This window comes from Luteimonas sp. J29 (genome assembly GCF_000472505.1).
Lineage (GTDB): Bacteria > Pseudomonadota > Gammaproteobacteria > Xanthomonadales > Xanthomonadaceae > Luteimonas.
The window spans coordinates 309,582-333,928 of record NZ_AWZR01000003.1 but is presented as its reverse complement, the minus strand read 5'-3'; the positions used below and the strand labels follow the sequence as shown (position 1 = coordinate 333,928).

Below are 24,347 nucleotides of genomic sequence, written 5' to 3'. Positions count from 1 at the left end.
TCGCCCCGCAGGGCCGGCGCGGTCGGATCACCGCGCCCGGCCCGGCGGGGCAGGTTGCCTCAGCGGAGCGCGGACGGATCGAGTTCGAGGCAGGTCGCCGCCCGCTCGTTTTCCTCGCCCGGCGATCCGGGATGCATGGGCGAGGCGCCGAGCGGCTTGAGCGGCGAGCTGTACCAGTCCACCACCTCGCGGCAGGACATGCGCACCCACGAGGGTCCGTAGTGCCACAGCCGACCGTCCTCGGCCGTGTCCGTGGGCGCGCCGAACGCGTCCAGCACGTCCCTTGCGGGCATGCCGACGCCGATCACGGCGGCCGGATGGGCCGCGGGGGCCGCGGACCATGCGTTAGCCCGGCGCGGGGACCATGCGTCGGCCTCGGGCACTTCGGCCCCGTCTTCGCGTCCAGCCATCTGCGCGCCGAGCACCACCACCAGCAGCGCCACCAGGACGATGCTCAGCCAGCGTCCCGGCCGGAGACCGGCCTTCCGACCACCCACGCTCCGGATCCCGTGGTCCACGCCGCCTTCCAGCACCGGGTGCAGCACGTGGACCGACGCCGCGGGGTGCGGCTGCGCCGCCGGAACCGCACGGTCGCGGGTCGACCGGGCGGGGGCGCCCGGAAAGCGCCCGTGCACGTGGAAGAATTCCAGGGCGGCCGCGTAGCCGAGGTTGAGCAGCTTCAGCGCTTCCTCGCCGGCGCTGCCTTCCCGGTCCGGGTGGAGTTCGGACACCCGGCGCCGGTAGGCATGCTTGAAGGCTTCGGGCGAGCAGCCCGGGTCGATGCCGAGTTCCCGGTACAGGGCAAGGAAGTCGATCTGCGGGTTCATCGGCGGCAATGCTAACCGCTCACGCGGGGTCCGGCCTGCAGAACAGCCGCGGCGCCCAGAGCATGGCCGCCAGGTCGGGCAGCTCGATGTAGCGTTCCATCGCCATGCGCGGCGTGTCGAAGCGGGGCGAGCCGGGATGCGCATGGCCCCCGTAGTAGGAGAACGCGCGCCGGACCCCCACCGCCTCCAGGCAGGCGACGGTGTCGTCGTCGAAGGCCCAGGGGCTGCCGACCGGGTAGGCGAAGTACTCCATCGGGCGCCCGGTCTCCTCGCGGATCCGGGCGGCGCAGGTCTCGATCTCCTCGCGCTGGCGCTCCACGGGCAGGCGCGACAGCACGGGGTGGTCGTTGGTGTGGCCGCCGATGGTCATGCCGCCGTCCGCCATCTCGCGGATGTGGTTCCAGTCCATCCACATGCCGTCGATGCGCGCGGGCGTCTCCAGGCCGGTCTCCCCGCGCAGCCGTTCGAGCATGCGTTCGGACTCCGCGATCGGGAGCGACTTGTACGCGCGCAGGATCGCTCCGATCGCCGCGTCGTGGCCGCGCCCCGGCTCCAGCGGTTCCGGCAGCCAGGGGCGCAGGTCCAGGTGCGTGGCGGTGGTCGTGCGGATCCGCCATGCGATCTCGTCCCACCATGGCAGCCGCGGACGGTCGATGAAGCCGGTGGCGATGAAGAAGGTGGCCGGCAGCCCGTGCCTGCGCAGGATCGGGTAGGCCACCTCGTAGTTGTCGAGGTAGCCGTCGTCGAAGGTGACCAGCACGTGGCGGCCCTTGCGGCCGGCGACCGTGTCGATGTCGGCGGGCGAGATCACGTCGCAATCGCGTGCCAGCATCGCCATCTGGGCGTCGAAGGCCTCGGCGTCCGCGCTCCACAACTCGCGATCGTAGGGCGAGGCGCCGCCGTCCCCGATGCGATGGTAGTTGAGGACCAGAATCCCCCCGGGCGGCGCCAGTCCGGCGGACAGGCGGCCGAGGCCGCTGTACGCCAGGATCCTGGCGGCGATGCGCTTCTTCACGGCTTGCTCCTTCCCCCTGCGACGACGGGGGCCCAGGGGCCCCCGGAACCTTCCGTTGCCATGGATTACGCAGGATGCGCCCGTACCCGGACGCCGGGTCCGACGATGTCCTGCGATGGGTGCGATTCGCGTTCAGACACGGGAAGAGCGCGGTCCCGGTGCCCGCGTCCCTTGCCCACACGCAGGAATCCCGAGGCCGCATGACCGCACAACGCCAACGTCGCCACCGCCACCTGCTGCTTGCCTGCGTGGCGGTACTCGCGGCCGCCTGCGCCTGGCCTGCCGCGGCCAGGACCTGGCACGTCTCCGGGGCCGGCAGCGATTCGCAGGGCGACGGCTCGTCCGCCCGGCCTTTCCGGAGCATCCGGCGCGTGATCGATCCGGAGTGGGACCTGGTCTCGCCCGGCGACGTGGTCGAACTCGACGGGCGCCCAGGGCAGGGCCGATACGACGAGTGCGACGTGCGCCTGCGCGTGCGCCTGACCCTGCGCTCGGCGCCCGGCGGGCGCGCCCACATCCACTGCGACCCCGACACCCCCGATTCGGTGACGGTGCAGATCGATCCGGACGCCTCGGGCAGCGTGCTTTCGAACCTGGAGATCAGCGGCGGCCACTACTACGGGGTGATGCTGCAGACGAACTGGTACCAGGGCGGGCCCGACCACGACACCGGCGCCAATGACGTGGTGCTGGAGGACCTGCTGATCCGCGACACCGGGCGCGACGGCATCAAGATCACCCCGCGCTCGCGGCGCACGACCATCCGCCGGGTCGAGATCCACGGAACCGGGCGACGCGACCCCGAGAACGCCGACGGCATCGACAACGTCAACGGCGACGGCATGGTGGTCGAGGACAGCTACATCCACGACATCGCCACCACCGGGCTCTACTTCAAGGGCGGCGCGCGCGACGTCGTCGTCCAGCGCAACCGGATCGAGAACACCGGCGACGCGGGCATCCTCGCCGGTTTCGACACCAGCGTCGACTTCTTCGACCTCGAGGCCAACCCGCGCTACCACGAAGCCATCCGTGGCGTGGTCCGCAACAACGTGGTGCGCAACACCCGTTACGCCGGGATCGGCCTGTACGCCACGCTCGATACCGTGGTCGCGCACAACACGATCATCGATGCCGCGCGCGAAGGCCAGGCCGCCCTGTTCTTCGGCATCGTGTTCCAGGACTGGCACGGCGACGCCGGGCGGCCGCCGAACACCGGCGCCACCCTGGTCAACAACCTCGTGGTGCAGGAAGGAGGTAACTGCGTCGAGATCCGCTGGTCGCCCGAACTGGGCGGGCTGTCCGCGCTCGCCGGCCAGCCGTGGATGGACTACAACGCGTACCCCCGCGGCTCGCGCCCTTGCCGGTTCCTCGACCAGAGGCCGGAGTCTCCGCTGCCGCTGCCGGCCCCGAACCTGGAGCGCTGGAGCCGGGCCATGGGCGTGGATGCGCACAGCGTGCAGGCGGCGATCGGCATCGATGACCGAGGCAGGCCGCTCCCCGGCAGCCCCGTGGTCGGCGCAGGCACGCCGCTGCCGGGGGTAGGCGAGGACATCGAGGGCGCGGCGCGTTCGCCATCCGCGCCCACCATCGGTGCCTACGAGGCACCCGCCGACGAGGCCGCGGCCGGCGCCGCGGTCCAGCGCCGGATCCCGCCGGTCGAGCCCGAACCCGGCGAAAGGTTGCGCAGCCGCGCGGGCGACACCGCCGTGGTCGCGATCTCCGGACTGGTCCGGATGCAGAATGCCTGGCCGCGCGCGGCCGAATGGATGACCCCGATGAACCTGGTCCTGCTCGCGTGTACCCTGCTGGTTCTTGCCGTGGGCGCATTCGCGCTGGCGATGGCGCGCCGGCGCAACGTGACCGGCTGGCTGCTGGCGTGGATGCGGCAGGACTGGCGCGCGCCGGTACCGCCCGGCACCACCCGCCACCTGCTGTTCTGTTTCGTCGACCACTACGAGCCGGCGTGGGGCAAGCCCGACCTCGCGCGCGAGCGCGAGCGCGTGGAACGGTGGAGAGTCGATCTGCCGAAGCTGTGCGCGAACCACCGCGACGCCGACGGCCGTCCGCCGGTACACACCTTCTTCTACCCGGAGGAGGAGTACCGCGAGGAGCACCTGGACAAGCTCGTCGAACTGTGCCGCCAGGGGCTGGGCGAGATCGAGATCCACCTGCACCACGACGACGATACCGAGGCCAACCTGCGCGCCACGCTGGTCCGGTTCACCGAACTGCTTGCCAGCCGCCACGACGCGCTGCCGCGCGACCCGGCGACCGGACAGCCGCGCTGGGCCTTCATCCACGGCAACTGGGCGCTGGACAACAGCCACCCGACCGGCCGCCACTGCGGCGTGGACAACGAGCTGACCGTGCTGCGCGAGACCGGTTGCTACGCCGACTTCACCTTGCCGGCCGCGCCCGATCCGTGCCAGACCCGGACCGTGAACAGGATCTACTACGCCAAGGACGACCCGTCGCGGCCCAAGTCGCACGACACCGGGCCGAGGGTGAAGGTGGGCGGCAAGGACGAGGGCGACCTGATGATCATCCAGGGGCCGCTGGGCTTCCGCTGGAAGTCGCGCAAGTGGGGCCTGGTGCCGCGGATCGAGAACTCCGACATCCGCGCGGTGTCGCCCGCCACCCGCGACCGCATCGACGCGTGGGTGCGGACCGGAATCCACGTCGAGGGCCGTCCGGAGTGGATCTTCGTCAAGATCCACACCCACGGTGCCGAGGACATGGACATGGACGCGCTGCTGGGCAAGGCGATGGACGAGGCCCACACCTACCTCGAGACCCGCTACAACGACGGCCGCGAATGGAAGCTCCACTACGTCAGCGCGCGCGAGGCCTACAACATCGCCAAGGCCGCCGAAGCGGGGCTGGACGGAGACCCGGGGCTGTACCGCGACTACGTGATCCCGCGTCCCGGCTACGGCGTCGCCGCCGCGCAGCCACGGCGGGTGGCCAGCGCCTGAGCCGGCCGGTTCAGGCCGCGAGCGCCTCGCGGTAGAGGCGCTCGTAGCCGTCGGCCATCGCGCCGACCGAGGCGTTCGCGAGCACCCACTCGCGCGCGGCCGCGCCGAGGCGGGTGCGCCCGGCGGCATCGCCCAGCAGTTCGTCCAGCAGGGCATACAGGGCCTCGCCGTCGCCGCTGGCGAACAACCGGCCGGTACCGCCGTCGCGGACGATCTCGGGGTTGCCGCCCACGTCCGAGGCAACGATCGCCAGGCCGGAGGCACAGGCCTCGAGCAGGGCGATCGACAGGCCCTCGGTGAGCGAGGGCAGGACGAACACGTCCATGGCGGGCAGCAGCGCCGGCACGTCGTCGCAGGCGCCGGCGAACACGACCCGGCCGGCCACGCCGAGCGCCGCCGCCTGCTCGCGCAGCGCCGCCTCCGCCGGCCCTTCCCCGACCAGGACCACGCGCACGTCCGGGTAGCGGGCCGCGAGCCGTGGCAGGCAGTCGAGCAGCAGGCGATGGTTCTTCAGTTCCACCAGACGCCCCACGCAGCCGAGCAGCGGCGCGTCGGCCGCCACCCCCAGCCGGGCGCGCGCGCGCGCCCGGGCCTCGTCGCCGCCGGCGAAACGCGCGACCGGGATGCCGTTGAGCACCGTCGCCGCCCGCGCCGCGGGCACGATGCCGTCGTCGACGAAGCGGCGCCGCACCTGTTCGCCCACCATCGCCACGCGCGCGGTGCGGCGCAGCGACCAGCGGTAGAGCAGGCGCAGGCGCCGGTTGTCCAGGCGGGTGCCCATGTTGTGGCAGGTGTTGACCAGCGCCGGACGCGAACGCCAGCCGAGCAGGGCGGCGGCGGCGTAGTAGTTCGGCACGAAGTTGTGGCTGTGGACCACGTCCGCGCCGGCGGCCGCCCTGCGCAGCAGCCGCAGCACGTCGAGGTCCAGGGTACGGCGCTTGCCGGCCACGCTCACCGGGACCCCGGCGGATTCCAGCGTGCCGCGGAAGCCGCCGGTATCGCAGATGCTGAAGACGCTGACCGCCATGCCGCGCGCGTGCTGTTCGATCGCCAGGTCCGCGACCACGCGTTCCAGGCCGCCGTAGTCGAGCGAGTTGACGACATGCACGATGCCGCGCAGGCGGGGTCGATCCATGGGAGGCCCGGGTGGATGTGGAGCGGCCGCGGATGCGGGCGCGGGGATCTTCCATACTACGCAAGGCATGCGCCGCGGCGGACAGCGGCTGTGCCGTGATGTCCTGCGCGGGCCGCGGATCACGTTTCCATCCACAGGCCGCAATCGCGGGCGCAAGGCGCCAACGGGGGGCGGAGCCATCCAACCAGGGCGCTTCATGAGTCAGCAATTCAGTGGTGCCGCGGCGATCCGTGCGGCGGTGATGATCATGGGATCGACCTACGTCACCTACGCGGTCGGCCTCCTGGTCAGCATCCTCGTCGCCCGCAACCTCGGCCCCGACGACTACGGGCGCTATGCCTACGTCGTGTGGATGGCGGGCATCCTCCTGGCCGTCGCCAACAACGGCCTGAGTTCGACCTCGATCCGCTTCGTGTCCGAGTCGCTCGGGCGCAGGTCGCCCGAGTCCGCGCGGCGCGTGCACGGCTGGCTGCTGCGCCGGCAGATCGCGTGCACGGCACTGGTCGCCCTCGCCTTCGTCGCGTCCGCGCGCTGGCTGGCGCCCGAGGGGTGGGAAGGGCCGCTCGCCTGGTTCGTGCTGGTGGCGCTGGTGGCCGGCCTGACGAAGGCGGTCTACATCTTCGATGCCTCGATCGCCAAGGGCTACGGCCGCTTCGACGTCGAGGCACGGGCCACGGTGGCGATGAGCTTCCTCAGCCTGGTGCTGGTGCTGGCCCTCGCGCTGGTGGACGCCCCGCTGCTGGCCTACCTCGGCGCGTTCACCCTGGCCAGCGTCGGCCACACGGTGATGTCGCGGAGGATGCTGCGGCGCGGGGGGATCAAGCCCGAGATGGTGGCCCCGGAGCCGGAGCTCGAGGGCCGGCTGCGACAGCACCTGCTGTGGACCGTGGTGCTGGTGCTGGCCTACACCTTCAGCCATGTCTCGATCGAAACCTACCTGCTCAATGCCACCGTCGGCGTCGCGGAAGTGGGCTTCTTCACCATCGCCGCCGCGCTCAGCCGCGGCGGGGTCGACCTGCTGGCATCGGGGCTGATGACGGTGATGATGCCGATCATGGCCCACGGTTACGGCGAGGGCGGGATGGAGCGGGTGAGCGAGATCATGGGCCACTGCCTGCGCTACTGCCTGTTCATCGGCCTGCTCCTGATCGGCATCGGCGTGCTGCTGGCGCGGCCCGGGGTGGTACTGATGTACGGGGAGCGCTACGAAGCCGTGGTGTCTGCCTTCCGGGTCATGGTGGTGGTCGGCGGGCTGACCCTGGGCGAGGCTGCATTCGGTTCGCTGCTTTCCACCACCGACAACCAGCGCATGCGGGTGGTGTTCGCGATCCTGTCGCTGGTGGTCACGGCCGGCTTCGCGTTCGCCCTGGTCCCGAGGTTCGGCCTGGTGGGCGCCGTCGCCTCGCATGCGGCCTCGAGGTTGCTGATCTTCGGGCTGGTCGCGGCCATGATCACGCGCCGGCTGTCGCTGAGGCTGCCGTGGCGCGAGTTCCTCCGGCTGGGCGGATGCGCGCTGCTGGCGGGCGCGGTGGCCGCGGCGCTGGTGTTCGCGCTGCCCGGGATGTGGACCGAACTGGTGGCGGGAATCGTGTTTGCCGTCGTGTTCGTCGCGGGCACGGTGCTCGGCAACGCCTGGCGGGCCACGGACGTGGGCCACCTGGTCGAGTTCCTGGGGCGTTACCCCGGTGCGCACCGGCGCCTGGCGCCGCCCCTGCAGCGCTGGGCGGCGGGGCTGCGGTGATGGCGCGGACCGGGGTGGCGGCGGGCGTTGGCGTGGTGGCCGGGGACTGAGGCCATGCTGCTGTACGCCTTCATCATGGTCTACGTGCTGCTGGTGCTGATCCGGCCGCAGGAGTACCCGCAGTGGCCGCTGTCCGGCGTGCCCGTGCTGCCGCTGGCACTGGTGGCGGCCCTTGGCGTGTGGCTGCTCTCGCGCAACAAGCGCTTCGACGCGCCGCAGTACGTGCTGATCCTGGTGTTCCTGGTGGTGACGTCCCTGTCGGTGATGCTGACCGGCTGGAGCGGCGGCGCGCTGCAGCAGTTCAGCGAGTTCGCCACGATCGTGGTCTCGTTCTTCCTGCTGGCCAACGCCCTCGATTCGCGCGAGCGGGTGGTCGGGGCGATGGCGGTGTTCACGGTGTCGGCGGCGGTGCTCGCCCTGCATGGCGCCCACCAGGCGGCCAATGGCGTGGGCTGGACGGGCGCGGAGCTCGTCGGCGATGGCCGCATCCAGTACGTCGGCATCTTCAGCGACCCCAACGACCTGGGCATGCTGTTCGTCGCCTGCATGCCGATGGCCGCCTACCTGGGCTCCCGCGGCGGCCTGATGGGACTCAGGCGCCTGTTCTGGTGGGGCATCTGCGTGGTCCTGCTCTACGGCGTCTACCTGACCCACTCGCGCGGCGCGCTGTTGTCGGTGATCGCGATGTCGGGCATCTGGGTGCTGGTGCGCCGGGGCGTGTTCGCGGCGGGCTCCCTCGCGGTGATCGCACTGGCGGGACTGCTGGCGATGCCGTCGCGCGTGAGCGAAATCGACGTGCAGGAGGAGTCGGCTGCCGGGCGCGTGGAGGCCTGGTACGAGGGCCTTCAGATGTTCCTGTCCAGTCCCGTGTTCGGGGTCGGCACCGGCAACTTCACCGAGTACCATTACCTGACCGCGCACAACTCGCTGGTGCTGGTGCTGGCCGAGAACGGCATCGTCGGCATGACCGTCTGGCTGGCGTTCGTGGGCTACTGCTTCTGGATGATGGTCCGGATCCTGCGCCACGAGCCGGACTTCGTGGAAGGCGAGGAGGAGCTGGCATGGGAGTGGTACGAGGACCGTGCCGTCGCGCTGACGCTGCTCGCTTCGCTGGTAGGGTTCTTCACCGCGGCATTCTTCCTCAGCCGCAGCTACGTGATCCTGCTGTACCTGCTGGCCGCGGTGGTGGTGGCCCACTTCTGCGACGTCCGCGACCGGCACCCGGCCGTGCCCGCGCTCCAATTGCGCGATCACCTGGCGCGCTGGCCGGTGATCGGCGTGGCCGCGGTGGTGGGGCTGTACCTGGTGGTGAAGGTGCTGCTGGCGCTGGGCTGAGCCGGGCGCCGCGGTTCAACTCCGGCGGCGCGCGGCGTCGCCGTCAACGGAAATGGTGGTGGACGTGATGGCGGAGACTCAATCCATTGCGGGCGGATGGGAACGCGACGCGAACGGAGAACTGCTGGTGGCAGGCCGGCCGCTGTCGCGCGTGGTCGCGGAGGTGGGCACCACGCCGTGCTACCTGTACGACCGCGCCAGGCTCGCCGCGCGGGCGACCGGCTTGCGCGAACGCCTGCCGCCGGGCGTGCAGCTTCACTACGCGATGAAGGCCAATCCGATGCCGGCCCTGGTCTGCCACATGGCCCGCCTGGTCGACGGCCTGGACGTGGCCTCGGCCGGCGAGCTGCGGATCGCACTCGACGCCGGCATGGCGCCGGAGCACATCAGCTTCGCCGGCCCGGGCAAGACCGACGCCGAGCTCCAGCAGGCGGTCGCCGCCGGGATCCTGGTCAACCTCGAGTCGTTCCGCGAGATCGGCGTGCTTGCGCGCGCCGGAGAACGCCTCGGTCAGCAGCCCAGGGTCGCGGTGCGGGTCAACCTGCCGTTCGAGCTCAAGGCCTCGGGCATGAAGATGAGCGGCGGGGCGCGCCAGTTCGGCGTGGACGCCGAAGTGGTGCCGCAGCTGCTGCGCGAAATCGCGGCCGCGGGGCTCGGCTTCGAGGGGTTCCACATGTTCGCCGGCTCGCAGAACCTGCGCCACGCGGCGATCGTCGAGGCCCAGCGCAAGTGCTACGAGCAGGCGCTGGAATGGCAGGACCTGCTCCCGGCCCCGGTGCGCAGCCTGAACCTGGGCGGCGGCTTCGGCATCCCGTACACGGCGGGCGAGGCCGCGCTCGATCTCGCGCCCGTGATCGACAACCTGGGCGAGCTCGCGCAGCGGTTGCCGTCCGACTGGCCGGGCGCGCACATCGTGATCGAGCTCGGCCGCTACCTGGTGGGCGAGGCCGGCCTCTACGTCAGCCGCGTGGTCGACCGCAAGGTCTCGCGCGGGCAGGTGTTCCTGGTGGTCGATGGCGGCATGCACCACCACCTCGCCGCGACCGGCAACTTCGGCCAGGTGATCCGGCGCAACTATCCGGTGGCGGTGAACCGCACCGACCTCGGCACCGAGACCGCCAGCGTGGTGGGCCCGCTGTGCACGCCCATGGACCTGCTCGCCGACCGCATGGAGCTGCACCACGCCGAACCCGGCGACCTGGTGGTGGTGTTCCAGTCCGGCGCCTACGGCCGCAGCGCGAGCCCGCGCGGCTTCCTCAGTCATCCCGACGTGGTCGAAGCCCTGGTCTGAGGCGCAAGACGCGGGCGCCGGCCGCCGGCGCCGCATGCGAATGCATGGCGTCGCGGCAGATTTGTCGTCGTCCATGCCCGGGTCGGTCCGCGTCGCGGGCCGCTCCCGGCTTGGCATGGCGCGCATGGCCCCTGCACGGCACCGGAGGACGGCACGCGGGTCCGGCGCGCACGTCGCGCGCCGGGCGCCTGCCTCTGCCGGATTAGGACCCGGCGCCCTGGGCGAGCGCCGGCCGGGATTCCTCGCGGGCGGAGGCCGCGGCGCCACGCAACGAGGGCGGGGCCGGGGGGGCCAGATGGGCGCGCTCCGGCGGAGGCACCAGGGTTCCGATGCGGCGGGCGGGGTTGCCGGCCACGATGGTGTAAGGCGCGACCGTGCCGGACACCACCGAGTGCGCCGAAACGATGCTGCCTTCCCCCACGACCGAGCCCGGGAGGATCAGCACGTTGGCGCCGACCCAGGCGTTGTCGTGGATGGTCACCGGCTTGACGTCGGCCTCGTCCGGCGCGGCGCCCGCGGCGCGGCGCGCCGGGTCGGCCGGATGGCCCCCGGAGTCGCGGATCGTGACGCCGCCGGCGAGCTCGACGCCTTCGCCGATCACGACCTCCTTGCCGACCACAATCCGGCAGTCGTGGGCGATGTCGGTGCGTGCCCCGATGACCAGGCGCGGACGCGCGGTGAAGCGCGCGGCGAAGTTCACCGACAGCTTGCCGCTGACGTGGACATCATCGCCGACCTCCAGCTCGCCCTTGCCCTGGATCCAGGGCACGTAGATGCCGGTGGTGACGTTGCGGCCCAGCTTGGTGCAATAGGCTTTGAAGAGGGGCTCGGCGATGAACAGGCGGCGGAAGCCGAATACCAGCGCGCGCAGGCCCAGGAACAGCCACAGGTAGGGACGCACCAGCAGGCGCGGCGCGGGAAGGGTGAGCCCGCGCAGGCCGCGCCGAAGCCGCCGCGCGAACGCGGCTACGGGATGCGGCGAGGTCGCCAGCCAGTGCCGCGCAGAAGCGCGGCCGTTCCCCGTGGTTCCGCTCATCGGTTGCTGTAGCTCAGATTGAGGTAGACCACGTTCTGCTCGAAGCCGGTGCCGGTGCCGCGGACCTCGCGCTCGTAACGCGTGAAGGACAGGGTCGTGCGCCAGTGGCGGGACCAGCTCTTGTCCAGCGAGATCGAATACAGGCGGTCGGTCTCGATCCGCGCCTCGGGCGCGGCGAACTCGATCCGGCTTCCGTCCGCCGAAGCGCTGAACACCAGGTCGTCGCGGAGCCGGTAGCGCAGCGCGCCGCCGATGCCGCGGCCCTTCTCGTTAGCACCGGCCTGGTCGATATAGTCCAGCCGCTGGGCGAAGCCGTGGAGCGAGGCGGAGAAGCGCTCGCCGGTGTAGGCGTAGTCGGCGGCCGCCGAACGCTCCTCGTACGCGTAGGGGGTGATCGTCGACGAACCGGTGACGATCGCGGGCGGCACGCCGACGTTCTCGCCGATGCGCGCCAGCGCGCTGGAGGCTGCGTCGGAGAACTGGCTGGCAGCGGCGAGCGAGAAGCGGCTGCGTTCGGTCGCCGCCCAGCCCAGCTCCGCGCGCAGCAGCGGGTTGCTGCGGTCCTCGCCGTCCTTGTAGTCCAGCAGGGCGTAGCCGAGGTCGACCTGGAAATCCAGGCGCCGCAGTTGCTGGCGGTAGCCGACGAAGGCCTCGTAGCGGCGGTGGTCGCGGGCCACCAGGTCGTCGTCGAAGTCCACGTCCTGCGCGCGGGCGTTCCACGACAGGGCCCGGGTCGGGTCGAGCGCCTGGACCATGCTCAACGTGGCCAGCAGCCGGTCGGAATTGAAGTGGTCGGTGACCTCGGCGTCGCTGTTGATGTAGCGGAACTGGGCCAGGCCGCGGCGCGTCCCGCCGCCGCCGAAATGCAGGTCGGGGCCGAGCGACAGCACGTTCACCTGTTGCCGGTTGTCGGGGGATCCGGGCTGGGTGCGGTTGATCGTCTGGACGCCGTAGCTGTCCTCGACCACGAGGGCCAGGCGCTCGGGCACGGCCATCCACGCCACCCGGCCTTCCAGCATCCGGTCGGTCATGTTGCCGTAGATCTCCTCGTAGCGGCGGTGGTCCAGGCGCCCGGCCACGCTCGCCTCCACGGTCGACGTTTCCTCCTCGATGGCGAAACCGAGGCCGACGCGGCCGATCGTCTGCTCGACCTGGTCCTCGGTCGTCAGGGTGACGTTGTCGTCGCGTTCCACGCCCGCATCGATGGTGTAGTCGATCCGGAAGGCGTGGGCGGCGCCAGGGACGGTGCCCGCCATCGCGACGGCGAGCAGGGTGGTGCGGATCCGGCGGGGCTTCATGGGACTGTCCGTTGCAGGTCAGTGGATGTCGTTGAAGACGACGCCGGCCAGCTTCTCGGGATCGAAGTTGGAGGCGGCCTTTTCGATCTGGTCCGTGGTCACGCGCCCGTAGCCGGCCACCAGGACGACCAGGTCGGCGAGGTCGGACAGGATCCGCGCGTCGGGCGAGCGCAGCACCGGCGGGCTGTCGAGGACCACGTAGCGGTTGGAATGGCTGCTGCGCAGCGAGTCCACCAGGGTGCGCATGCGCATCGAGGAGAACGACTCGCCGGTGATCTCGCGCACGCTGCCCGAAGGGACCAGGTAAAGGCGCGGCAGGCCGGTGCGGTAATGCACGTGCTGGAGATCGCCGGCGTTGCCTTCGATGTAGTCCATCAGGCCGCCGGAGGCCGCGTCGATGTCCAGCGCCATGTGCTGGGCCGGGTGGAGCGCGTCGCAGTCGACCAGGGTCGCGATCTTGGTCTCGTCGAAGGCGAAGGCCGCGGCAAGGTTCCGGGCCACGAAGCTGCCGCCGCAGCCGGGGACGACAGGGGCGACCAGGGTGACGAAGTTGGTGTCGCCGCGCAGCGCCAGCAGGCGCGTGCGCAGGTCGCGGAAGGCGTCGGCCTGGACCCGCGCCGAGTCGTTGCGGTGGATCAGGCGCCGTTCCTCGAGAGCGCGGGTGGTGAGCGCCTGCGGCTCGGTGGCGCGGACGATCGATCGCGAGGTCACGGGACCGCGCTGTTCGGCCGCGTCGTCTGGAATGGCATTCATCTGGCTGTCCTGGCGGAGGTCGAATTGCATGAGTCGGCGCTCACGCGGTGGCGAGCTTGAAGGCGAAGACCAGTCCGTAGACCACGAACACGCTGGCCACCATCGCGACGCTGGCCACGAGCCGGAACGACTGGCGCCGCCGCTCCCGCGGGGTCGGGTAGGCCGGGATCACGGTCAGCAGCGGGTAGCCCGTGCGCTGCTGGATCTGGCGGGGCGAGCGGACCCGCGGGTCGAAGCGGACCAGCAGGAACAGCAGCCCGAGCGGCAGGCCGATCGCGAGGACGGCGCCCGCGGCGGCGATGTGCATGAAGCGCAATCCGCTGGGGCGCAGCGGCATGGTGGCCGGGTCCTGCACGCGCAGGGTCAGGCCGCGGTTCTCCTGGTCCAGGCCCATCGACACGCGCGCGTTCTCGCGCCTGCGCAGCAGGTCCTGGTAGATCTCGCGGTTGACCTCGTAGTCGCGGGTCAGCTCGGCCAGCACGCTCTCGGAGGCCGCGATCCGGCGGCTGCGGTCGAGCTCCTGGTCGAGCAGGGACTGGGCCACGCCCATGCGCGAACGGATCGCGGCCGCCTCGCGCTTGGCCTGGGCCAGCTGGCTGCGAAGCTCGTTGTACAGCGGGTTGAGCTGCGCATCCTCCGACTGCGGGCCGCCGCCGCCCTGCAGGCGGCGTTGCTGCTCCGCGGCCAGCGCCCGCTGGACGTCCTCGATCTGGTGCCGCACCCGGACCACGTCGGGGTGGCGCTCGGTGAAGGCGAGCAGCAGGCGGTCGAGCTCGGCGCGCAGCTCGATCAGCTGGGTGTTGTAGAGGTTCTCGCGGGTCTGCACCGCGGTGACCGCGGATTCGCCCGAGAGCTGGGCCTCGATCGCGGCCTGGCGCGACTCGTGCTCCAGCAGTTCCATTCGCGCCTGCTCGACCTGGCTGCGCAGCGAGGTGATGCGGGAGTTGACGTCGGTGGCGCTGCCCGGCTGCGCGTCGGCGTTGCGCGAGCGGTAGTCCTGCAGCTTCTGTTCGGCTTCGGTCAGCTTGGCGTGGTACTCGTTGACCTGCTTGTCGATGAACTCGTAGGCTTCGCGGCTCTCGCGCGCCTTGGTCGCCAGCGTCTCCTCGATGAACAGCGCGCTGAAGGCGTCGGTGACCCGGAACGCACGCTCAGGGTCGGTGTCCCGGTAATCGATCTGGACCAGGTCGCCGCGCGGGATGCTGACCATCGTGTTCTTGCGGATGTCCTCCATGAGCTTGTCGCGCTGGATGGGGCTCATGTTCCCGACGTCCCAGCCGCCGATCTCGAGGATGCGGTCGAGCACGCGCGTGCTGTAGACGATCTGGCGCGCGCGGCCGGCGCGGTCGGACACCCCCGTCGGAACCGCGCGGCCCTCCAGCAGCGGCTGGATGATGTCGCTGTCCTGGGCCAGGATCGTCGTCGACGAGGTGTAGTTGCGCGGGATCACCAGCAGGCCCACGACCAGGGTCAGCAGCATGACCACGGCGAACGTGGCCGCGATCGCCACGACGCGCTTGCGCGCCTCCTTGAACAGGATGACGAGGAGTTCGTCCGGGGGCAGGACGTCGACCTTGCGCGCCTGCAGCAGGGGCCGGTTCGCGGGAATCGGGGTGGAAGCCATCAGAAGGTGCGCTCGGGGACGGTGATCACGTCGCCGGGGGCGACGGGGTAATTGGTCGACAGGTCGCCGCGGTTGAGGATGCGGTCAAGGCGCACCGCGTACGACGAGGTCGAATTGTCTTCGTTGCGGCGGAACAGGTCGGCGCGGTCGGGCGCGGCGAACTCGGTCAGGCCGCCGGCGGCCAGGATCGCGTCGAGCACGGTCATGCCCTGGCGGTACGGGATCGACACCGGCTGGCGCACGGCGCCCGTGACCCGCACCCGCGAGAGGTACTCGTGGCTGCGCAGCTGGGTCAGGATCACCGCCACCTGCGGGTCGCGCACGTACGCGCCAAGCTTCTCCTGGATATCGGCCGCGACCTGGTCGGGCGTGCGGCCGCCGGCGACCACGTCGCCGACCAGCGGCACCGAGATCTTGCCGTCCGGGCGCACCGGCACGGTGATGCCCAGCTCGGGGTTGCGCCAGACCGACACCTGGACCTCGTCGTCGACGCCGATCAGGTAGTCCGACACCAGCGCCTCGACCGGCGGCGGCGGGGTGGAGGCGCGCTGCACGCCGGTGGAACAGGCGGCGAGGACGGACAGGAGCAGGAAGGCCGCGACGATGCGGAACGTGCGCATGGGTGTATCCCCTGGGGTGTTTCCGTTACGCAGACAAACGCAGGAAGGGCGCCGGTGCGGACAGCCGGCGGGGGACGCGCGCGACCGTGCCGCGTTCAGGTCCGGTAGTAGGCCCGGTACCAGTCCACGAAGTTGCGCACCCCGGTCTCGATCGGGGTGGACGGCCGGTAGCCGGTGTCGCGCTCCAGGGCGTTGACGTCGGCGCAGGTGTCGGGCACGTCCCCCGGCTGCATCGGCAGCAGGTTGCGCTCGGCCTTGCGGCCCAGGCATTCCTCCAGCACCTCGATGTAGCGCAGCAGCTCGACCGGCTGGTGGTTGCCGATGTTGTAGACCCGCCACGGCGCGCTCGACGAGCCCGGGTTGGGGTGCAGAGGGTCGTAGTCCGGGTCCGGGCCAGGCACGCGGTCCAGGGTCCGGATCACGCCTTCGACGATGTCGTCGATGTAGGTGAAGTCGCGCGTGTGGCGGCCGTGGTTGAAGACGTCGATCGGCTTGCCTTCGAGGATGTTGCGGGTGAACAGGAACAGCGCCATGTCCGGCCGGCCCCAGGGGCCGTACACGGTGAAGAAGCGCAGGCCGGTGGTCGGCAGCCCGAACAGGTGGCTGTAGGTGTGCGCCATCAGCTCGTTGGCCTTCTTGGTCGCCGCGTACAGGCTGACCGGGTGGTCGACGCTGTCCTCGACCGCGAACGGCAGCTTGCGGTTGGCGCCGTACACCGAGCTCGACGAGGCGTAGACCAGGTGCTCGACGCCTCCGTGGCGGCAGGCCTCGAGGATGTTGGTGAAGCCGACGATGTTGCTGTCGATGTAGGCGTGCGGGTTCTCGAGCGAGTAGCGCACCCCGGCCTGCGCGGCCAGGTTCACCACCCGCTGCGGGCGGAAGTTGGCGAACGCGCGCTCGACCGTGCCGCGGTCCTCGAGCGAACCCTTGACGAAGGAGAACCCCGGCAGCGGCAGCAGCCGGTCCAGGCGCGCCTGCTTGAGCGAGGGGTCGTAGTAGTTGTTGAGGTTGTCGAAGCCCAGGACCTCGTCGCCGCGCTCGACGAGGCGCGCGCTGAGGTGGGAACCGATGAAGCCGGCGGCGCCGGTGACCAGGACGCGCATGGGAGTCTCCGTGGAGGTCAGAGGCAGCCGTCGACGCAGTCGCGCGGCAGCGCGCGCTTGACGTCGAACACCACCGCATCGGGTTTGCACAGGCGGCGCACCCCGTCGCCGCCGAGCGCGACGAACTCGCGGTGGGCGACGGCCAGGACCACGGCGTCGTAGCTGCCGGGGGCCGGCTCGGCCACCGGCGAGATCCCGTACTCGTGCCGCGCCTGCTCCGGCGACACCCAGGGGTCGTGCACGTCCACCTCGACGTTGTAGCTTCGCAGCTCGTCGACGATGTCCACCACGCGGGTGTTGCGCAGGTCGGGGCAGTTCTCCTTGAAGGCCAGCCCCAGCACCAGCACCCGCGCGCCGGTCGTGCGCAGGCCGCGCTGCTGCATCAGCTTGACCACCCGCTGGGCGACGTGGCCGCCCATGCTGTCGTTGATCCGGCGTCCGGCGAGGATCACCTCGGGGTGGTAACCGATCTGCTGCGCCTTGTGGGTCAGGTAGTAGGGATCCACGCCGATGCAGTGGCCACCGACCAGGCCGGGCCGGAACGGCAGGAAGTTCCACTTCGTGCCCGCCGCCTCGAGCACCTCGTGGGTGTCGATGCCGAGCCGGGCGAAGATCAGCGCCAGCTCGTTGATCAGGGCGATGTTGACGTCGCGCTGGGTATTCTCGATCACCTTGGCCGCCTCTGCCACGCGGATGCTCGATGCCTTGTGGGTGCCGGCGGTGACCACGCTCGCGTACAGCGCGTCGATGAAGTCCGCGGCCTCGGGCGTCGAGCCCGAGGTCACCTTGAGGATGGTCTCGAGGCGATGCTGCTTGTCGCCCGGGTTGATGCGCTCGGGGCTGTAGCCGGCGTAGAAGTCCTCGTTGAAGCGCAGGCCCGACTCGCGCTCGATGATCGGCACGCAGACCTCCTCGGTCGCGCCCGGGTACACGGTGGACTCGAAGATCGCGACCCCGCCGCGGGCGATGGCGCGGCCGACCGTGCGGCTGGCCGACTCGAGCGGGCGCAGGTCGGGGCGCTTGTACTCGTCGATCGGGGTCGGCACGGTCACGATGAACACGTTGCAGCCGGCCAGGTCGGCGGGATCGGCCGTGCACTGGAGGTGGACCGAGGCGCGCAGCTCCTCCTCGTCCATCTCCAGGGTGTGGTCGTGGTGGCGGCGCAGCTGCTCGATGCGCGCGGCATCGATGTCGAAGCCCACCGTCGGGTAGCGGCGGCCGAAGGCGGCGGCCAGCGGCAGGCCGACGTAGCCCAGCCCGATGATGGCGATGCGGATATCGTTGCGGTCGGGAAGGGGTGCGGTCATCCGGGCGTCGACGTGTGGTGGCGGTCCAAGTCTAGCGGACCGGCCAGGGCGGCCGTCCGGCCACGCAGTCGCGGTTCCGCATGTGCCAAAGCACAACGCAGGACGCGGGGCCGACAGGACAGGCATGGCGGCCGCGACGCCGGCCGCCACAGCGGCGATAATGGCCGCGACCCAGCGAGGAATCCCGCATGCGCATCCTGGTCTTCGGCGGCGCCGGCTACATCGGCAGCCACACCTGCGTGGAACTGGCCGCGCGCGGCCACGACCTGGTCGTGGCCGACAACCTGTGCAACAGCTCGCCGGTGGTGCTCGAACGGCTGCGCCAGATCACCGGCGTGGCGCCGGCGTTCCACAAGGTGGACCTGCGCGACCGGGAGGGCACGGCGGCGCTGCTCGCCGGCGGCGGTTTCGACGCGGTGCTGCACTTCGCCGCGCTCAAGGCGGTGGGCGAGTCCTGCGAGCGGCCGCTGGACTACTTCGACAACAACATCACCGGCACCCTCAACCTGCTGCGCGCGATGCAGGAGGCTGGCGTGAAACGGCTGGTGTTCAGTTCCTCGGCCACGGTGTACGGCGACCCCGACCGGGTGCCGGTCACCGAGGACGCGCCGCTGCGCGTGACCAACCCCTACGGCCGCACCAAGCTGGTGATGGAGCAGCTGATCGCCGACCTGTGCGCGGCCGACCCCGGGTTCCAGGCCGCGGTCCTGCGTTACTTCAACCCGGTGGGCGCGCACGCCTCCGGGCTGATCGGCGAGGATCCATCCGGCATCCCCAACAACCTGATGCCCTACATCTGCCAGGTCGCAGTCGGCCGCCGCGAGCGGCTGAGCATCTTCGGCGGCGACTGGCCGACGGTCGACGGCACCGGCGTGCGCGACTACATCCACGTGGTCGACCTGGCGCGCGCCCACGCCGACGCGCTCGACACCCTGGAGCGCACCGGCCGCGGCTTCACGGTCAACCTCGGCACCGGTACCGGGGTGAGCGTGCTGCAGCTGGTCAAGGCCTTCGAACGCGCGTCGGGGCGGGCGGTGCCGTACGCGATCGTCGGCCGGCGCGACGGCGACGTGGCCGAGGTCTATGCCGACCCGTCGCGGGCGCAGGCGCTGCTGGGATGGAAGGCCACGCTCGACGTGGACGCGATGTGCCGCGACGCCTGGCGCTGGCAGCAGATGAATCCGCGCGGTTACGCCGGCTGAGCGAGCAGCCAGTCGGCGACCGCCTCGGGCGCCTTCATCCACGCGTAGTGGTCGGCGCGCGTGCCGAGCGCGTGGTCGTCGAAGCAGGCGACGGCCGCCGTCGCGGACGGCATCTTGCCGAGCAGGAACGCCAGCGAGCCGGAGGGGCCGAGCCAGTCGCGCGCGAATGACAGCGCACGCACCGGCTGGACCAGGCCGGCCATGCCGGCGTCCAGGTCCCGGGCCAGCCCGCGCGCGGCGTAGCGGCCGCTGATCGCGGTCCGCGCCCAGTCCGCGATCACCCCCGCAGCCTCGTTGCCGCCGAAGCCGATCCGGCGCCCGGGCAGGTAGCCGCACACCCGCGCCAGCCATGGCAGGAAGCGGTACGCGAACGGCAACCAGGCCCGGTGCGGCATCGGGAACGCGCGCCAGTAGGGTGCGCCGCTCGCCACCAGCCACAGGGCGGCGGCGGTGCCGGGCGCCAGCGCCAGCCGGCAGCAGGCCAGCTGGCCGCCCAGGCTGTGACCGCCGAGCGCGCAGGGCGTGCCGGGCGGCAGCAGGCGGTCCATTTCCGCCTGGCTGGCGGGAATGTCCTGCACCAGCAGTTCGCGGTAGCCCCAGTCGCTGCGGCGCCCGGCGCGCAGGCTGCTGGAGCCGTGGCCCCGCCATTCGTGCAGGAACACCGCCACCCCGCGCCGGACCAGCGCGTCGGCGAACGGCAGGTAGTGGCGCGCCGCGATGCCCAGCGCAGGCAGCCAGAGCACGGCCATGCGCGGCTCGGGGGGGAGGCGGGCGAACAGGGTCCAGCGATGGCCGTCTGCGGCGCGAACCTGTCGCTCCAGGAGCGGCGCCGCCTGCGTCATCGAGGCGCGGCCCCGAAATGGTCGAGGACCAGCACCGTGCCGCGCCCGGGCCGGATGCCCTGGCGCAGCGCCCGCCCGACATAGGCGATGGCCGCCTCCGCCGCCGCGGGCATCGCCAGCCCGCGGCACAGGTTGGCCGCGACCGCGGCGGCCAGCGTGCAACCGGTGCCGTGGCCTTCCAGGTCCAGCCGCGGATGGCGGAACGTCGCCACGCCCGCATCGTCGGCGTAGCGGTCCACGACCACGTCGCCCTCGTCCAGGTGGCCGCCCTTGAGCAGCACCGCGCGGCAGCCCATGCCCCGCAGGCGGTCGAGTGCGCGGGCGGCGTCGGCGGCGTCGCCGATGCGCATGCCGGCGAGCAGCTCGGCCTCGGGGATGTTCGGGGTCAGCAGGTCGGCGCGCGGCACCAGGCGCGCGCGCATCGCCTCCAGGGCCTCCTCCTCGAGCAGCCTGGCCCCCGAGGTGGCGACCATCACCGGATCCAGGACCAGGTAGCGTGGCGCATGCGCTTCGAGCGCGTCGGCGACGGCGTGGATCACCCGCGCGTTGGCGAGCATGCCGAGCTTCACCGCGCCGACCTGGAAATCGTCGAAGCAGGCGTCGACCTGGGCGCGCAGGAACTCCACCGGCGGCACGTGCACGGCGGTGACGCCGCGCGTGTGCTGGGCGGTGAGGGCGGCGATCGCGGACAGGCCATGGACGCCGTGCGCGGCGAAGGTGCGCAGGTCGGCCTGGATGCCGGCGCCGCCGCCGGAGTCGGAGCCGGCGATCGTCAGCGCCGAGACGGGGGTAGGGGGAACCTCGGGGGGCATGGCCCCATTGTGCCGTGCCGCGCGCCCGCGCGGGAGGCGGCGGGCCGCCTAGCGCGCGGCGTCGCGCGCGTGGTCGGCCAGCAGTGCGCGTGCCTTGGCCAGGGCCGCTTCGAAGCCCGAGGCAAAATGGACCTCGCCCGGCGCCTTTTCCAGGCGCATCCCCGCGATCACCCGGTTGGGCTGCGGCTGCAGCCCGGAAATGATCAGCGCGATGCCCTGGCGATGGCAGCGGTCGGCCAGCGCGCGCAGGGCGTGCACGCCGCTGGCGTCGATCACGGGCACCTGGCGCATGCGCAGGATCAGCACCCGCGGTTTCTGCGGCAGGCCGTCGAGCAGGTTGCCGATGCGGTCGGCCACGCCGAAGAACAGCGGCCCGCCGATACGGTACACCTCCACGCCCCGGGGCAGGTTGGCGCGCTGGGCGAAGCCCTCGTCGCCGACGGCCTCCTCGTCCGGCGGTGCGCCGGCCTCGGCGCGCAGCTCCACCGCCTCGGACATGCGCACCATGAACACCAGCGCCGCCAGCACCACGCCGACCTCGATCGCGATGGTGAGGTCGAACAGCACGGTCAGCACGAAGGTCGCCAGCAGCACGATGCGGTCGCCGACCGGCGCCGACAGCGTGTTCCGGAACTGCTGCACCTCCGCCATGTTCCAGGCCACCACCAGCAACACCGCCGCCAGCGCCGCCAGCGGCACGTAGCGCATCAGCGGCGCCAGGATCAGCATGAACAGCAGCAGGAACACCGCGTGCAGCATGCCGGCCACGGGCGTGCGTCCGCCGGCACGCACGTTGGTGGCGGTGCGCGCCAGCGCGCCGGTCGCGGGCAGGCCGCCGATGAGGGCGGAGCCGACGTTGGCCACGCCCTGCGCCACCAGCTCGGCGTTGGAGCGGTGGCGGCCGCCGGTCATGCCGTCGGCGACCACCGCCGACAGCAGCGATTCCACGCCGGCCAGGAAGGCGATGGTGAAGGCGCTGGGCATCAGTTCGAACGTGCGCTCGAACGGAATGCGCGGGACCTCGAACTGCGGAAGCGTGGCCGGCAGGTCGCCGAAGCGGCTGCCGATGGTCTCGGCGGGCAGCGCGAGCAGGGTGCCGGCGACGGTGCACACCGCCAGCGCGATCAGGAACCCGGGCCAGGACGGGCGCCAGCGGCGCAGGCCGAGGATCATCGCCAGGCCGAGCACGGTCAGCGCCAGCGCCGCCGGTTCGAGGGTGCCGAGGTGGGCGGCGTAGGCCTTCCAGCGCGGCAGGAACTCGGCTGGCACGTCGGCCATGTCCAGGCCCAGCGCGTCCTTGACCTGGCTGGAGAAGATGCTGACCGCGATGCCGGCGGTGAAGCCGGTGATCACCGGCTGCGGCATGTAGCGCATCAGCGTGCCCAGGCGCAGCAGGCCGGCGGCGATCAGCATCAGGCCGGCCATCAGCGTGCACAGGATCAGGCCGCCCATGCCGTGCTGCTGGATCACCACGAACACGACCGGGATGAAGGCCGCGGTCGGGCCGCCGATCTGCACCCGCGAACCGCCCAGGGCGGAGATCAGGAAGCCGGCGACGATGGCGGTGTGCAGGCCCACCGCGGGCGTGGTGCCCGAGGCGATCGCCAGCGCCATCGCCAGCGGCAGGGCGACGATCGCGACGGTCAGGCCGGCGATGGCGTCGGCGCGCAGCGAGGCGAGGCTGTAGCCCTCGCGCATCACCGTGACGAGCTTGGGTTCGAATTGCGGCAGGTAGCGGCGGAAGTCGAACTGCGCCATGGCTCAGCCGTCCGTCCGCTCCTTCAGGCGCACGCCGCGACCGCGGCCGGTGCTGGGCTGGTCGTCGCCGATCAGCTCGATGCCCGCCGCGTCCAGCGCCTCGACCACCTTGGTGAGGCTCGAGACCACGCCGCGGACGGTGCCGCCGCTGGCCTCCATGCGCTGGATCGTGGGCAGGGACACGCCCGCCAGTTCCGCGAGGCGGCGCTGGTCGATGCCGAGCAGGGCGCGCGCGGCGCGCAACTGGGCCGAAGTCATCATGGACGCTGGAACCTCATGCGGCAAATATAGGGTCTTGCGAGTGCAAAGACAAGGATAGTACGTAAGTAATGATGTGCAGAACATCATTGCGGCCGACGATCGTCAAGGAACCCGGGCAGGCCATGTCCGCGGTCGAGCCCATGGCCCGCGTCCGCGGCTGTGGCAAGCGCCCCCCGGGGGGCAGGGGCCGCGTGCCGCGCGGGTCGTGCCCATCGTGACTGGAGTAACTTGCAATCGGGGCCATCGTTGTTATCGTGCAATCGATTGCATTCACGCGGATCCGCGTGCTTCGACTGGTTGGGAGGCCGGTGGATGATGAGGACCCCTGCGGGCCGGCCGGGCACGTTGCACGTGGCCCGGAGGCGGATCCGGACACGCGACGCTTCACGATCCGTCCCGCCGGGTCCGGCCCCGCGGCGTCCGAGGGGCGCGCCCCGGGTCCCCGTCCGCGCCGCGGGCCGACCGCGCGGCTGCGTCCCCGCGCCGATGGCCCCGGGTCCACGATCGGAGAGACTGCCTTGAGCGTTCGACTCACCCGGCGCGACGCGCTGCGCGCCGCCACCGCCGGCGCGCTGGGACTGGCCGCCTCCGGGCTCGCCGCGACGCCCGCTCCCCCCGGGCAGCCGCTGAAGGGCAACCTGAAGCACTCGGTGGCGCGCTGGACGTTCGGCCGGATGCCCATCGACGCGCTGTGCCGCACGGTGAGGCAGATCGGCTTTGCCGCCATCGACCTGGTCGGCCCGGACGACTGGCCCGTGCTCAAGGCGCACGGCGTGGACAGCTCGATGTGCAACGGCGCCGAACTCGGGCTGGAGAAGGGGTTCGCGGACACGCGCTTCCACGATGAACTGGTGGCGCGCTACACCCGCCACATCGACCTGGTGGCCGACGCCGGCTACCGCAACCTGATCTGCTTCTCCGGCAACCGCGCCGGCATGGACCCGGACGAGGGCATGGCCAACGCGGCCGCCGGCCTCAAGCGCATCCTCGGCCATGCCGAGAAGCGCGGCGTCAGGCTGGTGATGGAACTGCTGAACTCGCGGGTCGACCATCCCGACTATCTCTGCGACCGCTCGGCCTGGGGCGTGGCGCTGTGCGAGATGTTGGGGTCGGACCACTTCGGCCTGCTCTACGACATCTACCACATGCAGATCATGGAGGGCGACATCATCGCCACCATCCGCCGCCACCACCGCTGGTTCGTGCACTACCACACCGCGGGCGTGCCGGGCCGGCACGAGATCGGGCCGGACCAGGAGCTCAACTACCCCGCGATCTGCCGCGCGATCCGCGACACCGGCTTCGACGGATACATCGCGCAGGAGTTCATGCCCTCGGCGCCCGATCCGGTCGCCTCCCTGCGCGAAGCCATCGGCCTGTGCGACGTGTAACCATCGGCCCACTTCCAG

At 71.5% G+C, this 24,347-nt stretch carries 20 protein-coding genes; 6 read left to right on the top strand and 14 right to left on the bottom strand.

Annotation, left to right across the window (positions count from 1 at the left end):
* Nucleotides 1–59: 59 nt before the first annotated feature.
* Together LUTJ29_RS0106490 and LUTJ29_RS0106485 are read right to left on the bottom strand one after the other, a co-directional pair.
* Nucleotides 60–827 carry a J domain-containing protein gene (locus LUTJ29_RS0106490; RefSeq protein WP_027071822.1) on the bottom strand — a complete coding sequence of 256 codons (768 nt, stop codon included), beginning with the start codon at nt 825–827 and terminating at the stop codon, nt 60–62.
* A 19-nt stretch (nt 828–846) separates the two neighbouring features.
* Complete coding sequence (locus tag LUTJ29_RS0106485) at nt 847–1,842, bottom strand: polysaccharide deacetylase family protein (RefSeq protein ID WP_027071821.1); 996 nt, start codon at nt 1,840–1,842, stop codon at nt 847–849.
* A gap of 200 nt (nt 1,843–2,042) precedes the next feature.
* On the opposite strand from LUTJ29_RS0106485, the gene LUTJ29_RS18360 reads away from it, so the two are divergent.
* The gene (locus LUTJ29_RS18360) at nt 2,043–4,820 is read left to right on the top strand and encodes a right-handed parallel beta-helix repeat-containing protein (RefSeq protein WP_144774620.1); all 2,778 of its coding nucleotides are present in this window, start codon (nt 2,043–2,045) and stop codon (nt 4,818–4,820) included.
* 10 nt (nt 4,821–4,830) lie between these two features.
* Here LUTJ29_RS18360 and LUTJ29_RS18620 read toward each other — a convergent pair whose 3' ends face one another.
* Nucleotides 4,831–5,955 (bottom strand): glycosyltransferase, encoded by a 1,125-nt coding sequence (locus LUTJ29_RS18620; RefSeq protein ID WP_027071820.1) that lies wholly within the window; start codon nt 5,953–5,955, stop codon nt 4,831–4,833.
* 196 nt (nt 5,956–6,151) lie between these two features.
* On the opposite strand from LUTJ29_RS18620, the gene LUTJ29_RS0106470 reads away from it, so the two are divergent.
* From LUTJ29_RS0106470 to LUTJ29_RS0106460, 3 genes are all read left to right on the top strand, one after another.
* Nucleotides 6,152–7,696 carry an oligosaccharide flippase family protein gene (locus tag LUTJ29_RS0106470; protein ID WP_186442008.1) on the top strand — a complete coding sequence of 515 codons (1,545 nt, stop codon included), beginning with the start codon at nt 6,152–6,154 and terminating at the stop codon, nt 7,694–7,696.
* 54 nt (nt 7,697–7,750) lie between these two features.
* On the top strand, nt 7,751–9,031 hold the full coding sequence (locus LUTJ29_RS0106465; RefSeq protein WP_051322769.1) for an O-antigen ligase family protein: 1,281 nt from the start codon (nt 7,751–7,753) through the stop codon (nt 9,029–9,031).
* 67 nt (nt 9,032–9,098) lie between these two features.
* A complete protein-coding gene (locus LUTJ29_RS0106460) occupies nt 9,099–10,322 on the top strand; it encodes a pyridoxal-dependent decarboxylase, exosortase A system-associated (protein ID WP_043740769.1) in 1,224 nt (407 codons plus the stop codon).
* Nucleotides 10,323–10,524: 202 nt separating this feature from the next.
* Here LUTJ29_RS0106460 and LUTJ29_RS16460 read toward each other — a convergent pair whose 3' ends face one another.
* From LUTJ29_RS16460 to LUTJ29_RS0106425, 7 genes are all read right to left on the bottom strand, one after another.
* On the bottom strand, nt 10,525–11,358 hold the full coding sequence (locus tag LUTJ29_RS16460; protein WP_051322768.1) for an acyltransferase: 834 nt from the start codon (nt 11,356–11,358) through the stop codon (nt 10,525–10,527).
* Nucleotides 11,355–12,656 carry a hypothetical protein gene (locus LUTJ29_RS0106450; protein ID WP_027071816.1) on the bottom strand — a complete coding sequence of 434 codons (1,302 nt, stop codon included), beginning with the start codon at nt 12,654–12,656 and terminating at the stop codon, nt 11,355–11,357. The genes LUTJ29_RS16460 and LUTJ29_RS0106450 overlap by 4 nt, the downstream gene beginning before the upstream one ends.
* A gap of 18 nt (nt 12,657–12,674) precedes the next feature.
* Nucleotides 12,675–13,439, bottom strand: coding sequence for a CpsD/CapB family tyrosine-protein kinase (locus LUTJ29_RS16455; protein ID WP_051322767.1), 765 nt, complete (start codon nt 13,437–13,439; stop codon nt 12,675–12,677).
* A gap of 10 nt (nt 13,440–13,449) precedes the next feature.
* On the bottom strand, nt 13,450–15,033 hold the full coding sequence (locus tag LUTJ29_RS0106440; protein ID WP_084524717.1) for an XrtA system polysaccharide chain length determinant: 1,584 nt from the start codon (nt 15,031–15,033) through the stop codon (nt 13,450–13,452).
* A complete protein-coding gene (locus tag LUTJ29_RS0106435; protein ID WP_084524715.1) occupies nt 15,033–15,653 on the bottom strand; it encodes an XrtA/PEP-CTERM system exopolysaccharide export protein in 621 nt (206 codons plus the stop codon). Before LUTJ29_RS0106435 ends, LUTJ29_RS0106440 begins: the two co-directional genes overlap by 1 nt.
* 95 nt (nt 15,654–15,748) lie before the next feature.
* On the bottom strand, nt 15,749–16,756 hold the full coding sequence (locus LUTJ29_RS0106430) for an NAD-dependent epimerase (RefSeq protein ID WP_027071813.1): 1,008 nt from the start codon (nt 16,754–16,756) through the stop codon (nt 15,749–15,751).
* Between the two features lie 17 nt (nt 16,757–16,773).
* Entirely contained in the window at nt 16,774–18,063 is a 1,290-nt protein-coding gene (locus LUTJ29_RS0106425; RefSeq protein WP_027071812.1) for a nucleotide sugar dehydrogenase, read from the bottom strand.
* A gap of 188 nt (nt 18,064–18,251) precedes the next feature.
* Here LUTJ29_RS0106425 and galE point away from each other — a divergent pair, with 188 nt between their 5' ends.
* Entirely contained in the window at nt 18,252–19,265 is a 1,014-nt protein-coding gene (gene galE, locus LUTJ29_RS0106420; protein ID WP_027071811.1) for a UDP-glucose 4-epimerase GalE, read from the top strand.
* Here galE and LUTJ29_RS0106415 read toward each other — a convergent pair.
* From LUTJ29_RS0106415 to LUTJ29_RS0106400, 4 genes are all read right to left on the bottom strand, one after another.
* Nucleotides 19,253–20,014 (bottom strand): alpha/beta fold hydrolase, encoded by a 762-nt coding sequence (locus LUTJ29_RS0106415; protein WP_232221162.1) that lies wholly within the window; start codon nt 20,012–20,014, stop codon nt 19,253–19,255. The two genes, galE and LUTJ29_RS0106415, sit on opposite strands and share 13 nt — an antisense overlap.
* Nucleotides 20,015–20,103: 89 nt before the next feature.
* Nucleotides 20,104–20,919, bottom strand: a complete 816-nt coding sequence (gene thiD / locus LUTJ29_RS0106410; protein WP_027071809.1) for a bifunctional hydroxymethylpyrimidine kinase/phosphomethylpyrimidine kinase — start codon at nt 20,917–20,919, stop codon at nt 20,104–20,106.
* A gap of 48 nt (nt 20,920–20,967) precedes the next feature.
* Nucleotides 20,968–22,677: a sulfate permease gene (gene sulP, locus LUTJ29_RS0106405; protein WP_051322765.1), complete on the bottom strand. Its 1,710-nt coding sequence runs from the start codon at nt 22,675–22,677 to the stop codon at nt 20,968–20,970.
* Nucleotides 22,678–22,680: 3 nt separating this feature from the next.
* Entirely contained in the window at nt 22,681–22,938 is a 258-nt protein-coding gene (locus LUTJ29_RS0106400; protein ID WP_027071807.1) for a helix-turn-helix domain-containing protein, read from the bottom strand.
* A 572-nt stretch (nt 22,939–23,510) separates the two neighbouring features.
* Between LUTJ29_RS0106400 and LUTJ29_RS0106395 the strand changes: the two genes are divergently transcribed.
* Complete coding sequence (locus LUTJ29_RS0106395; protein WP_232221168.1) at nt 23,511–24,329, top strand: TIM barrel protein; 819 nt, start codon at nt 23,511–23,513, stop codon at nt 24,327–24,329.
* Nucleotides 24,330–24,347 lie beyond the last annotated feature (18 nt).